We start from the raw sequence: 14,007 nt of genomic DNA, 5'->3' as shown, positions 1-14,007 counted from the left end.
AAAGTTATTCTATTAAAAATAAATTCTTAATTGACTCTTATAATTTTATTGGTTTGTAATCACATTTTTCACCATCTGAAACACCCTTAATATATAGTAGAGTGGTTCTAAAGCCCTGGGTAAAGACACACTTTCAATCACTCCCGGTGTGGGTAAAAATATCATTATCAATATAGTTTTGAGTTTATCTTTCCTCTTTTCGCGTAAATTACTATGAAAAACGACTTTTTCCAGTACTCCTCTGGGTTTTGACGTGAACAACCTTTTAACGATATCCTTAGATACTTCATCAACATTCGAATTATTTATCAGTTCTAGAACATCTCCTGGAAGTTGTATTTGGAATAATTCCCTTAAAATTTTAAGGTTAATCAAAAATATCCTTTTCACTCCCCAATCATCGGCAATTTTTAGGAGATATTCCCATTTAATGTTACTACAATATCTTATCAACTCAGAAATGTCACAAAAACGATATAAGCTTGAATAGGCATGACTGGCATTGTGAATGGATAGAATCAGTATTAAGTATTCAGGAGATATGGTTTTCACCTTAAACTGATCAAGGTTAACTTCTTTAAAGAATTCATTTTCTTGAAAAACTGGTTCATTTGATGTAGGGATTAATGTGGATAAGAATTTCCACTTTATCTCCAGGTTAATACCTGTTAATTTGTTTATAAAGTGATATTCTCGTTGGAATTTGTAAAATGATTTTTCTTGAGCAGAGGTGAGTTTTTCCCATGGCTCGTAACCTTCGTTAACCAATATATCCCTTGTTCTGGGAACATCCTCTATTGGAACATAGAAATCTAAATCACCAAATATACGGAATCCAAGATTTTTGTAAATCAGTATTGCCAACACAGGACCTTTGTAGGGTATGGGAACGACACCCTGTTTTTGCAAGATGTCTACAACCTCTAAAAGTTCTTTGAACATCATCAAATTTTTCTGGACATTTTTATGGAAGTGTTCCTTTAATTCCAGTTTTAGATTACTAGGTATTGCTTCCGGAGAGCTCCTATTCAAATGCCAGTATAATAAGGGACTTAAACGATGTTTGTAGGCCAAATCTATTAAATAATTCCAATCTAAATCCTGGTTGGTGAGTTGTTTAATCCGTTTAATGTTTTCACCAGATAACAGTGTCAAAGAACAGTTAAGAAGCAATTGATCCTCTGGTTTTAGATCGTAGTTCCCCACCATTTTAAATTCCCTCAAAGTACTAGATAAAAAAACTTATTTGTTTTACCAAGGTTAATATGTATACACCTTAGTGATACCATGGAAAAGAAAATATTGACAATCCTCATCTTCGTTTTTATGATAGTTGCCGTAGTTAACTCAGGCTGTATCGAAAATACTAAAGCCAACAGTACTTGGGGTGAAAAGAAATTATCCTTAGATACACTAAAAATTTACAATAACACGGTTGGAAATAGAAGCGAAGAAAATGAATCCATATATTATGTTAGTGGTTCTATTTCAAATAAGAACTCCTTCGAAGCTCTAGATCCTAAAATACAAGTCACAACATATTATGCAAATGGCACAGTATTTGCGGTGAATGATTCTCCCTACTTGAACCCTCAAAACATACCTTCCAATGGAAAATCATATTTCTATGCTAGATTTGAAGATCCCAATAAACAAATTGCTAAATTTGAGGTTAAAATCTTATCAGCAAAAGGACAATATTAATAGCAGGCCCCTCCATTCAAGAGTAATCCCTTACCCTCTTCTTCATCCACTTCCAGACTCCTGAATCTTCCCCTGACTTATAAGATAAATCTGATCTGCATTTTTAATGGTAGAAATTCGGTGGGCAATCATGAGAATGGTTATTTTACCGTGAATATTGTCAATGGCCTTTAATATTTTCTTTTCATTTTCTGAATCAAGGTTACTAGAGGCCTCATCCATAATAAGGAGTGAAGGTTTCCTTAAGAGTGCTCTAGCCAGGGCCAAGCGCTGTCTTTCTCCACCGGATAATCTAACACCCCTATCACCAATTACAGTATCCATACCATCAGGTAATTTACTAACAAAACCGTATGCGGCGGCTATTTTTAGGGCTTCCTTAAGGTCATCTTCACTGGCATCAGGACTGGCAAGTTTTAAATTAAAACGGATGGTTTCATTGAATAGGAACGTTTCCTGGGCCACATAACCAATCCTGTTTCTCCAAGAATGAATGGTACTATTGGTTACTGGTTTCCCATCAACAGTTACTCTTCCTTGGTCCGGACTGATGAGACCCATCACCAGATCAGCCACAGTACTTTTACCCGCTCCTGATGGTCCTGCAAGGGCAATGGTCTTACCGGCTGGTATTTCCAAGTTCAAATTATCCAGAGTGAAATGTTCTTCATCTCCATATGAAAAAAAAACATTTTCCAGTTTAATAGAATCTTTAAACTCAATTGACCCATTATCTCGTTCTTCAGATTCTGAGTTACCTAAAAACTGTTCTTCGAGATTGTTTACATTACCAAATGCAGGTAACATGTTGATGAAGTACTGGTAAGCCCTTTGAACTGTTGAAAACTGAGGAATCATCCTAACAAATAGATAAATCAATAAAAAAAGACTGGCAGTGGGCAACTTTACAACTTCAATAAGGATGAACACCATGAATGCCAGAACAATTACCGTTCCCACATCGAAAAGTAATTTAACATCTGCATAACTCCTTATAGCTTGAAGGTAGTTCCCGGCCACTTGGTTTGACTGTTTTTTAAATATTTTTTTGTTTTCATCCTGCATTCCAAAGCTTTTTATGGTTTTCATTCCATCTAGGTGTTGGAGTATGGAATAATATAAATCACGAGTGGTAGTGGTTATATCCTCACCACTGGTCCTGGACCTGCTGGCTCGTCTTCTTAAAACTAATAAAATAACTATTCCCACTGCAAATATCACACCAGTAAAAATGCCAGCCAGTTCCAGGGCAAAGATGATGTAAACTACCAGAATCATGATACTGGCTATGAAAGTCAAAAATTGTCCGGTTCCCGTGCTTATCCTGTCGATTTCATTGGTGAGTGCGTGGGCCAGACTGGATGATTTCATTCTAGAAAAGAAGAGCCAGTTGGAGTTGGTGACAGCAGTGTATAGTCTTTGGCGGAGGTGGTTGGCAAACTGGTACTGAATCTGGGAGGTTTGAAGAGTCTGGTATCTGGTTAAAAGGGCACTGAAGCTGATCACAACCACATAAAGGACCAACACCAGAACCAATGTGGGCTGCACACCGAGATATGAGAAAAAACTTGAAACCAGAACATCGATCTGCCCCAGAGATCCCTGGCCCACATCTAAACCCACCAGTCCCAGCAGGGGAACTAATATAAGCAGACTAACAGCCTCGTTAAGACTCAAAATAACCATTAAAGTTAGGGCTAGTACTACTTTCCGAGGCATTAAACTGATTAAGTTCTCGGTGAACTCACCCATGAGGCTGTTTTTAAAATATTGCTTTAACATGAAACACCCTTTAAACTCAAGTCTGATCAATATCCAATATGGTTTTAAAGTCCTTCTCTGATTCTCCCAAAACCACCCGCTTACCATGCTCCAACCAGGCATGGGCTTCAAACTCTCCATTTAGAGTTGAAACTCCGATCTTAATGGAAGGTTGATAACCATATTTGGAGAACAATATGTACCCTGCTAGGGCCTGCACCAGGCAGGTGGCCCGGGGAACATACCTTGAAGCTACGGTGATCATGATTCGTAGTCTGACCATAGAAACCAAGTGTTCCGTGGTTGGATGATGTTTACTGGCCTTTTTCTGGACTTTTCTTTGAACAGAAGGAAATGGAAATATCCAGAGAGTTATTCTTATCCTAATTACCCAGAATAGGGATTCAAGGGCAACCAGTTTATCTCTGGAGGGTAATTTTATGAAGTTTGAAATAACTCCCATATTCATTGACTCTCAATTTTCAGGTTATAGTACACTCTTGTAACTTTCCTATATAATATACAAGAAACATATCTAGAACAACACCTCCCCAAAAAATACTATTGTGACGAAATTCACAAAGTGATTTTCAACTGTATAATTTTCCACCAAAAACTAATTTTTCCAATTTATATTGTGAAAATTTGCACATGACTAATAAAGTCATCTAAGTTTTTTGGTGAAAATCTTCACCAAATTTTATTTTAGCAGAAAGTTAAATTTCAAATAGAAATATTGTTGATAGGTTTTAATCTGATTTTTGTGAAACATGTCACATTTTTATAAAGGAGATTGTGACTAGATTCACAGTTAAATTAGGGTTTTTAGGAACCTTTATATATCACTGTCACCAAGTCTTTATGTAGAGAATATTAACATCAAAAGATTATATTGCTCAGCATCAACAACAGATGTTAAGTCATACAAATATGATCCTCAACAGGGTTTTAATCTTAGAATATTCATGGGGGAATAGGAATTAAAATCAAAAAGAATTTTTTAATGCTCATTCTAGCATTTGCATTTGTTTTTACTATTTTAGGCACATCTGCAGCTGCGGTGAATGGAACAGGAAACAATACAAACACTTCTATTGATCTAACCAGTGACTGTTCTACTGGTTCAGATCCAATTATAAGCGGAACAGTAACTGTGAATGAATATGGCCACATAAGGCCCTTGGAAGGCGCAACGGTAATTGCAAATTCAACCAGTGGAGTAGTCATGGGCAGCACCACCACTGACGCCAATGGACATTACACACTGAACTTCTACAGCACTGAAACGACTTTTAATATTATAGCCAGTTACATTGGATGTACCCCCATTACCAAAAGTGTGACTGTCAGCAACGGTGCTAATTATCCCACTGACCCCAACAAATATGGCACTGCAAACTTCGAGTTAACACCCAAAACAGCAACTTTAACCAGTACCGGAAACGGTCAAAGTGTTTACATCCAGGGACAGAATAAAGACGGATTTGCCGGCGTTATTAACGTTAGAGTTGACGGGACAATCTATACTGCTTATTGTATTGACCTTTTTACCCCCATCAGTACCGGTGATACCTTACTGGTTAACGGACCACTTCCCGGGACTGCGGGAGACCTGCCCAGTGAGGTAGAATGGGATAAAGTTAGTTACATATTAAATCATTACAACCCTTCATCCGATAATGAAGCAGCTGCCATACAGTGCGCAATCTGGTACTTCACTTCTGTACACTATGGAATTTACAATCCATCTGCCCCTGTAGGCACCTACTACCAGTACATGACTGCCCCAAGAGATGGTGTGATTAGGAATTGGTGGGGCGATGACACGTCAGTCAGGACTAGGGCATGGGCTATTATTAATGCAGTTAACGCCGCTACTATACCTTCTTACCCTAACAGTGTAACTGTAACTCCAGAAACAACCACCGTAGCTAATGGTCAAACTGTTACCATAACTGCAACAGTTCGTGACATTAATGGCAACCCCTTACAGGGCGTTACAGTTAATTTCCAAAAAACCAGTGGAAGTTTAAGCCGTACTTCCGGAACTACTGATGCTAATGGCCAAGTTTCCACAGTTTTAACCCTCGGGAACAATAGTAACTCTGTGGTTACCGCATATGTCAGTGGAAATTATGGTAACTTATTATACGATGACCAGTACGCCAGTGTCCGGAAACAGAACCTTGTGGCTAGAAATGTTTTACCCTTAACTATATCTGCATTTTCCATAATAAAGACCGCATCCACCGCCAACGTGGCTTTAACCCAAACTGCCAGCACCCCGGTGAATGTAGGTGATACTGTAACCTATACTGTGACCGCCACCAACAACGGACCCAACACAGCAACGGGTATATTAATTAGTGATATAATACCTGCAGGTCTAAGTGGAGTCACCGTGACCCCCTCTGTGGGAACCTACTACAATGGTGTTTGGACCATTCCCACCCTGGCCAACAGTGACAGTGCCACCCTGAAAATCACCGGAATTGCCACTGCAGCAATGGCTGGATTAACTACCACTAACACTGCTACCAGAACTTCCCAGGAACAGTACAACAACCAGCCTACAACCACTACTGCCGGAGTTTACACTAAAAAGGCAGATCTTTCCCTATCACAGACTGTTAACGGGCAATCCACGGGAACTATCAACGGGAATGTTGGTGATAGCGTAACCTTCCGCATCACTGCCACCAACAACGGCCCGGATGCAGCCACTAATATTAACATTCGAGATATTATTCCGGGAGGATTAACTGGATTAACCATCACCCCCAGTGTAGGGACTTACAACCCGAACACTGGAATATGGACCATACCCAGTCTGGCTAACGGTGCCAGTGCAACCCTGACCATAACTGGAACTATTGGTTCCAGCATGGCTGGACAAACAACCACCAACACCGGAAATGTAATCAGCCAGACTGAATACGACCCAACCACACCCAGCACTACCAGCATACCAGTTTACACTAAAATAGCCGATGTGGCAGTAACCCAGACTGTCAATAATGGTAACAGTGCCACGGTTAACGTTAACGATACTGTAACTTACATCATAACTGCAGTAAACAGGGGATTGGACGCAGCCACCAACCTGCAGATAACTGCCCTACTGCCAAGTGGACTAACTGACTTAACCTACACCATAAGTGGAACTGGAACATACAACCCATCCACTGGACTGTGGAACATTGGAATCTTAAACAGTGGTGCAACCACCATACTCACCATAACCGGAAAAGTCACTGCAGCAATGGCCGGATTAACCACCACCAACTACGCTAACAGAACCAGTCAAACTGAATATAACCCATCAGCAGCAAGTACCAGTACCACGGTTTACACTAAACTCTCCGACCCCATAATCACCCAGACGGTGAATGGTCAGAGTACCGGCTCAATGAACGTGAATGTGGGGGATGATGTGACCATTGTGGTTAACGCTTACTGTAGTGGTCCGGATGATGCTACTAACATCCAGATCCGGGACATAATCCCCGCTGGACTTACTGGTGTCACTGTAACCCCTTCAGTGGGAACATATGACCCTAACACTGGAATCTGGACCATTCCTTTCCTGGAAAAATTCACCACTACCACCCTAACCATAAATGGTAAAGCAGGAACCAGTATGGCTGGAACCAGCATAACCAACCGTGCAACTGAAATCTTCCAGACAGAATACAACCCGTACCCCGGAGACAGTATCAGTATACCTGTATATGCGACAAACACAGATATCACACTTGAAACATATGCTTATTCAAAGTACAATGCTTGGCATTACAATGTAGAAATACCTTTCATAACATCAGTAAAAAATAACGCTGCAAGCACCGCTAACAACGTGGTCGTTGAAATAAAAATACCCATAAATGAAACCCTAATCTCAGTAAACCTTAGACACGGTGATTCTTACGAGTACAATGAACTCACAAGAATCTTAACATGGATTGTAGGTTCATTACCAGGAAAACAGATAGCAACATTAGAATACACATTACTAAATAAAAACATAGGTATTATCGATATAAACTCAACAGCGAAAACAGGCGACCAAACAACAACATCCAATTGGACAATTAACACTCCAAACGCTGCAGATGTTGAAATCACCCAACAAGCCAGCAACTACAACCCAACACCCGGAGAAATAATCACAATAACCGTAACAGCAAAAAATAACGGCCCATCCAATGCATCTGGATACAAAATACAAAACACAATACCATCAGGCCTCACATTAATTTCAGCAACACCCAGCAAAGGAACCTACAGCAATGGAATCTGGAATCTTGGTACACTTTCATACATCGATGGTATCGGAGAAACAGCAACCCTAACCCTAAAAGTACAATACAACTCACCAACAGCCAACAACGCATACAGATCCTCATCATCAACATACGATTGGGTCACAACAAACAGTGGAAGCACACAATACCCCTAGGCGGAAAAATATAAGTTGGGAAATTCCCAATATTTTTCTTATTTTTGAAAGAAAGTTATAAGAACTGCCATATTATATAAAAATTATAAAAATTGGGATGGTTTTAATGGTAGATAATGAAATCAAGAAAAAATACAATAAACCTGAATTAATTACACATGATACAGTGAAAAATTTAACTGAAGCAGTAAGTGTTGGATCAGCAGATTTGAACGATGGTCTTTATTAAATTAAAATTCATTTATTATTTTTATAAAATTGGATTCATATGCGTTCAACAACCTATTACGCTCATGGATTAAACATTAAATCTGAACTTTTTTTTCCAGAGTTTCCCCTAAAACAAACATCTGAAATTGATGTTATTATTCGTTTTGGAATAACAAATTTGTTCAATGATTCCAGTAAGAATTTTCGTGAAATATATTTGAGCAAATTTATACAAATAAAAATTACATCCTGCAATTTATTGTACCTTTTTTGGAATGATATTCAAATATTTACAATTAAGAACAATGAAATTATTATAAACCCCAACACCGGTTTAGATTTAAATTATATAAAATTTCTTTTATTTGGATATGGATTTGCAATTTTACTATACTTGAAGGGTCGGTTAGTACTCCACGCAAATGCTGTGGATATGGATAATAGTGCAGTTGTTATCTCAGGAGTTAGTGGAATAGGTAAATCTACACTATCCTTTGCTTTCCATCAAAAAGGTTACAAATTGTTATGTGATGATGTTTTAAGTATTAATATAGGGAAAAAATTCCAAATAGTATACCCTAGCTTCCCCAGAATTAAACTTTGGCCAGATGTAATCAAAAATTTTGAAGAAGATCCGGAAATGGTACCAAAAATTCATGACAAGACATCAAAAAGGTTTTATAATGTCTCAGGAAATTTTTCAGATATTAAAAAACAAATTAGAGCTATTTATTTCATTAAAGTAACAGGTGATATTAAAATTAAAGAAATAAATCCACAAAAAGCAATGATGGAGTTAATAAAGAGTTCATATTGTTATAAATTGCTAAATCATCATGAAATTTCTGAAAATTTGAGTCAATGCTCTGCAATTGTAAATAAAGTACCAGTTAAAATTCTTGAGGTAAAAAAATCTTACGAAAGTTTAAATAAATTAGTTGAAATTGTTGAAAATGATATTTTAAAAAATTAAACTTGTTAATTTCAAACTTAATAATAAATTATATCAGAAAAATTCACTTATCATTGTATTTATTAAAAATTTTTTGGATCCATAGTGAAAAAGTGACTATTCCAAATAGGGGAAGTGCACTATTACTTTGATCAGAAACATACTTACTATAAATTTCATTAACAGAATCAATATTTACATAATCTTCAATTAAATGGGTTTTATTAAATAATATATCATCAATAAGTGGTTTTTCAAATAATAAAAAGTTTTTTCGAAAATTATGACCCAAATTTCCTTTGCATGGCCTCCATTGTATTCCTCGAGGTAAGATATTTTCCATTGCACGACGTAAAATAATCCGACTCCACCCATTATTTATTTTTTGTTCAAGAGGGAGAGCTAAACAGAATTCAATTAGCCGCTTGTCAAAAAAAGGATATCGTGCCTCTAAATTTGCTGCCGCAGAAGATTTATCTGTTCTTTCTAGAACAGCTTGTAATATTCCTCTTTTAAGAAGAAGATGATGATAAGATTTGGATGACCTTGCTTTTCGGAATTGATTTTCATGAATTACAACTTTTTGTTTTACTTTTGTTTCTTTAGCAAAATTTTCATTTATTAAATTAGGGGTACCCATCTCTAAAGGTATTGGAATTCTTAACATCCTAAATATATCAAATAAAATTTGAGGAATAAATGGTAAAACTAATGATGGAAATATATGTTGTTTTAAAATACTCCTTTTGCTCCGTTTACAGTGAAGATATAACTCTTTGAACCCATGGTACCATTTTAATGATTTCAAATAATCAATTTCAAATCTTTGCCCGTGAGATAGTGTAGTATCACCATCTAAACCATCTAAAAGTACTTTGACACCTGTCTTATTAGCCTTTTGGTGAATATCCCAGTATATGTAATTATTAACTGCATATAAAGGTTCATCAAAATGCCATAAAACATCTTCGATCATTGACAAGGGGCTTAATTGATCGGCTTTAATAAAATGAGGCTTTAACTTGTATTCTCCAAGAACTTGATTTATGTAATGTTGTTCGTCGCTTTCTGGAGTATTTTCAAATGTGGCAGAAAATGTATGAAAGGTTTGAACAGTTTCTTCTGATAATATAATTCTCGCAGTACAAACAATAGAAGAGGAATCCAGCCCACCACTAAGTAAAGAACCTACAGGAAACGCACTTCGTAAACGACATTTAACAGCTTCCGTAAAAATTTTCAAAAAAGCTTTGGTATATTCTTCATCAGAATCCATTTTAATTTCTTTATTAACATTCAATTCCCAATAGTTAAGTTTATTATACTCAGTATCATTAATTATTAGAGTATTTGCGGAGGGTAAACGAAATATATTTTCATAAAATGTATTTTTCTTATCCTCAAATAAAAGACTCATATATTCCGCAACTTTAATTTTATTTATTTTACATGAAACTTCTTTAGCAGAGATGATTGATTTGATTTCCGTAGCAAATAAAAAAAAATCATTTGATAAATAATAATAAAAAGGTTTAACCCCCATATGGTCCCTTGCACACAATAACTGTTCCTTATTTTTATCCCAAATTGCAAAGGCAAAATCACCCAAAAGCTCTTCAGGACACTTTTCACCCCATTTTTCGTATGCCTTAAGAATGAAGTAACTGTCGGACACATATTCTTTGTCCTCAATTCCCAATCTGGGTGCCAAATCTTTCCGGTTATCTATCCGGGCATCAGCCGTTATGACCAGTCCAGATTCTTCATCTTCAAAGGGCAGTGTTTCGTGGAGGGATTCCTGGGTTGTGTGGAGCATCTGGTGGCCGAATGCTACTGGTCCTTCACACCAGACCCGGGATCCATCTGGTCCCCTGTGGGCTATTTTGTCATTCATCTTCTTGATGTCAGCCGGATCCACATCCTGCCCATCTCGTCTGAAAATTCCAGTTATTCCACTCATAGACGTACCCACATTTGAAAACTAATTTCTATGAATTGCTATTACCTAATATGAAAATTATAGAAACCTTGGATGATCTTTAAAAATAGTTAGATTTATCATTTCTTCCTTACTTTACTAAAATCTGACTGATGAAGACTTTTAAAAAATTAATCATCACCTAAGACTTCAACCAGGCCTTTTTCCGTCATTTCATTCATTAATTCGAATAAATCTCGTTCACATTCTTCCTTTTCCACATCATATTCAGCCAGGATTGCATCCCGGACCTGGTCAATGGTTTTAGGTTCCTTTATATTTTCCCAAATGAAGGCACCCACCTGATTGAGACCATAGTATATCCCGTCTTCCATTCCCAGAAGAACCATTTCATCCTCCACATTGCAGTAAACATAGTCTTTATTCACTGTTACTTTAGTAGAACCTGATAATTCCATTATAAATATCTCCAAGTGATTTTGAACGATTATCCTGAAATAATGAAGATTGAACCTTAAATTCAGACAGATAAATGAAGTTTATCCCTAAAAAAACTTCATTATATCCAGTATATAGTATCATTTTAATCTCCTTATCAATATATAATTTGTGAAAAACAGTTCATGAAAAAAAAACCCTCTAAAAAATAATCCCCACCCTAAAAAACAACACCTGTATCAAAAAATAGTAACCCCGAACGATACAGGCGTAAATAAAACATTTTAAAAACCGTAATCATGAGAATGAAATTAAAAAGAGCATAAAATGAATGGAAACACCCTTTAAGGATGTTTCCTACCAGAAACTACAGTCCCACCCATGACCATGAACATTCCAGAGGCTAGTGAAGCTAATGGTATTCCAGGGTCATCAGAGGAAGTAGTTCCTTCGGTGCTGGTAGAGATCGTGTTTTCAGTACTGGTTAAGGCAGTTTCACCCACCAAATTGCTTCCAGTAGTTTCGGTAGTTCCATCTGCACTTGTTACGAGCATGGTTTCAGTGGTGGCCAGGGTAGTTTCTCCAAGGGTTTCAGTGACTTCAGTTGTTCCCCCTGCAGCAGCTCCCATGACTTCATTAGCCACGAAGTTACCGTTGACTAAGCAGTTGATAAGGGTTAACTGGCCATTGTTTACTATGGCCTGTCCACTACCATAGTTCCAGATGGAGAGATTTTCAAGGACCACGGCTACTCCCGGTGCTATGGTTACTGTTGCACCATCACTGGTAGCTTGAATTACAGTGTCTTCTGGATTGGCTCCCTTTCCAGTTAAGTTGAGGTTTTTGTTGATGACTATCTGTTCATCATGGTTTCCAGGTTCAAGTGCCACTTGGTATCCATCGTTGGTTTCATAGTTATCTACTGCATCCTGTATAGAATTAGGTCCAGTGAAAGAATATCCAGTTTCAACCACGTATGCACTGGTGTAACTTTGTTCTGGTAAAACCAGAGCAGCTGATGCCGCCCCACTCAGTACCACTGAAACCAGAACAGTGAATACAATGAAAGTGAATTTCATTTGCAGGTTTTGGTGTTGTTTCATCTTTTTTCACCTACATAAAATTACTTCTCTATACCATACCGTGGCTTCACAATCGGATATAATTTAAAAACATTTTAGTGACTAGAGTCACAATATTGTGTGAAAATTGTCACAAAAAAATAGATTTTCCGTGTTTAAGAAGTTAAAATCATCTAAAGCAGTGATAAATTATTTTAAAAATATTAATAAGAATTTAAAAGTATTATAAATAAAAATAAGGCAGTTTAAACAGAAATTTTTATGAATTTTTCAGGAAAAATGTTCACTTTTCGTAACAAAAAATATTTGCAAAAACCATATTGTTTAACGAAGGAAAAGGTATCTTTAAGAAAATTAGGGGATTTTTTTATATCTTAAAGTCCTCTTCCACCACCCGCACCATATCCTGAATATCGGTAAAGGAATGGACAATCTCCAACCGCTTCACCTCCACGTTATTCACCAGTTGGGCGCAGTTTATCAGGTTCTCCTTCTGGGTGGTGTGCTGGAATATGCGGTTGGCCACAGAGTGACGGATGAGGTCTATCAAGTTATCCTGGGATTTCAAAACTGATATACCAGTGCTAGCCCTCTCCTCCGGCGACATCTTTTCTATAACGTAGATCTTCTCCAATTTCACTGGTTCTGGGGAAAACTGGTGGGAGGCATCACAGAATACCTTACCCGCCAGGGTCCGGATGGGAGTTAAAATATCAGTGTGGTCTTTCACTTGGTGGTAGCTTCATCAGATAAACGTACATGGGGATAACCTGGATAGACCAAGGGCAAACCTTCATCATCAAATTTTATGGCCAAAATGTCATCGGCTATTAGGGGATATCCTTCCACATAGAGGTGGATGGCAGTGGTGGATTTACCATTGCCCCGGTGACCCAGAAAGGCCACTGCCCCAGTACCTGTGTTCACTGCACTACCGTGGAGAACTAGAAATCCCCTCTGGTGCAGTAGAAGTGCCATAACTGGCCCTAAGAGGAAGGGAATTATTTTAAGATCATCTGAACTTTTCAGATCCTTATCAGACTCCACAGTAACCAGTTCACCCTCACTGATCTTCACTTTTCCAATATCATCCCACCAGAGGTATACATCTTCTCCATTTACCAAGTAGTTATCTCCTTCTACCTCGGCCTTGTTCACCTGAAGTGGATCCACCTCACCCCGTATGATCTTCACCTCTGGTTTATCTGAACCTTCCATCATTCCTGGAAGTTCAATTTCCGATGAGATTTCCAGTCCAAATGCTTTGTAATTAAACATATGCCAGTTTCTCCATAAATATAGTCAAAAGTTACAGGTTATTTGTAATCCTATGATAGATATTTCTCAGTATTTTCTGGATAAAATATTTTCAGTTTCAATTTCATAGGGTACTTATAAAAACGGATATAATTTGATTAAAACCCAGCCATTTACTAAGTATTTTATACCTCTTCATCCAACA

12 protein-coding genes are annotated in these 14,007 nt (G+C 37.5%); 4 read left to right on the top strand and 8 right to left on the bottom strand.

Features of this window, described 5'->3' with window-relative positions:
• Nucleotides 1–45 precede the first annotated feature (45 nt).
• A complete protein-coding gene (locus CIT02_RS00585; RefSeq protein WP_292613022.1) occupies nucleotides 46–1,209 on the bottom strand; it encodes a nucleotidyltransferase family protein in 1,164 nt (387 codons plus the stop codon).
• A gap of 78 nt (nucleotides 1,210–1,287) precedes the next feature.
• On the opposite strand from CIT02_RS00585, the gene CIT02_RS00580 reads away from it, so the two are divergent.
• Nucleotides 1,288–1,704 (top strand): hypothetical protein, encoded by a 417-nt coding sequence (locus CIT02_RS00580; protein ID WP_292613020.1) that lies wholly within the window; start codon nucleotides 1,288–1,290, stop codon nucleotides 1,702–1,704.
• Between the two features lie 42 nt (nucleotides 1,705–1,746).
• Here CIT02_RS00580 and CIT02_RS00575 read toward each other — a convergent pair whose 3' ends face one another.
• Nucleotides 1,747–3,486 (bottom strand): ABC transporter ATP-binding protein, encoded by a 1,740-nt coding sequence (locus tag CIT02_RS00575; protein ID WP_292613018.1) that lies wholly within the window; start codon nucleotides 3,484–3,486, stop codon nucleotides 1,747–1,749.
• A 16-nt stretch (nucleotides 3,487–3,502) separates the two neighbouring features.
• A complete protein-coding gene (locus CIT02_RS00570; protein WP_292613016.1) occupies nucleotides 3,503–3,928 on the bottom strand; it encodes a lasso peptide biosynthesis B2 protein in 426 nt (141 codons plus the stop codon).
• Nucleotides 3,929–4,468: 540 nt separating this feature from the next.
• Between CIT02_RS00570 and CIT02_RS00565 the strand changes: the two genes are divergently transcribed.
• The 3 genes from CIT02_RS00565 (at nucleotide 4,469) to CIT02_RS00555 (ending at nucleotide 9,107) form a co-directional block, all read left to right on the top strand.
• On the top strand, nucleotides 4,469–7,924 hold the full coding sequence (locus CIT02_RS00565; RefSeq protein ID WP_292613014.1) for an Ig-like domain-containing protein: 3,456 nt from the start codon (nucleotides 4,469–4,471) through the stop codon (nucleotides 7,922–7,924).
• A gap of 106 nt (nucleotides 7,925–8,030) precedes the next feature.
• Nucleotides 8,031–8,153: a hypothetical protein gene (locus CIT02_RS00560; RefSeq protein ID WP_292613012.1), complete on the top strand. Its 123-nt coding sequence runs from the start codon at nucleotides 8,031–8,033 to the stop codon at nucleotides 8,151–8,153.
• 39 nt (nucleotides 8,154–8,192) lie between these two features.
• Nucleotides 8,193–9,107 (top strand): hypothetical protein, encoded by a 915-nt coding sequence (locus tag CIT02_RS00555; protein ID WP_292613011.1) that lies wholly within the window; start codon nucleotides 8,193–8,195, stop codon nucleotides 9,105–9,107.
• A 43-nt stretch (nucleotides 9,108–9,150) separates the two neighbouring features.
• Here CIT02_RS00555 and CIT02_RS00550 read toward each other — a convergent pair whose 3' ends face one another.
• The 5 genes from CIT02_RS00550 to CIT02_RS00530 form a co-directional block, all read right to left on the bottom strand.
• The gene (locus tag CIT02_RS00550; protein ID WP_292613009.1) at nucleotides 9,151–11,046 is read right to left on the bottom strand and encodes a lasso peptide isopeptide bond-forming cyclase; all 1,896 of its coding nucleotides are present in this window, start codon (nucleotides 11,044–11,046) and stop codon (nucleotides 9,151–9,153) included.
• A 149-nt stretch (nucleotides 11,047–11,195) separates the two neighbouring features.
• Nucleotides 11,196–11,483, bottom strand: coding sequence for a PqqD family protein (locus CIT02_RS00545; protein ID WP_292613007.1), 288 nt, complete (start codon nucleotides 11,481–11,483; stop codon nucleotides 11,196–11,198).
• Nucleotides 11,484–11,807: 324 nt separating this feature from the next.
• Nucleotides 11,808–12,566, bottom strand: a complete 759-nt coding sequence (locus tag CIT02_RS00540; protein ID WP_292613006.1) for a hypothetical protein — start codon at nucleotides 12,564–12,566, stop codon at nucleotides 11,808–11,810.
• A 346-nt stretch (nucleotides 12,567–12,912) separates the two neighbouring features.
• Nucleotides 12,913–13,275, bottom strand: a complete 363-nt coding sequence (locus CIT02_RS00535) for a hypothetical protein (RefSeq protein ID WP_292613004.1) — start codon at nucleotides 13,273–13,275, stop codon at nucleotides 12,913–12,915.
• Entirely contained in the window at nucleotides 13,272–13,823 is a 552-nt protein-coding gene (locus CIT02_RS00530; protein ID WP_292613002.1) for a hypothetical protein, read from the bottom strand. Before CIT02_RS00530 ends, CIT02_RS00535 begins: the two co-directional genes overlap by 4 nt.
• Nucleotides 13,824–14,007: the final 184 nt, after the last annotated feature.

Source organism: Methanobacterium sp. BAmetb5 (assembly GCF_003491305.1).
GTDB lineage: Archaea > Methanobacteriota > Methanobacteria > Methanobacteriales > Methanobacteriaceae > Methanobacterium.
Note: the sequence above shows the minus strand (reverse complement) of the source record. Positions and strands in the feature narration are given on the sequence as shown.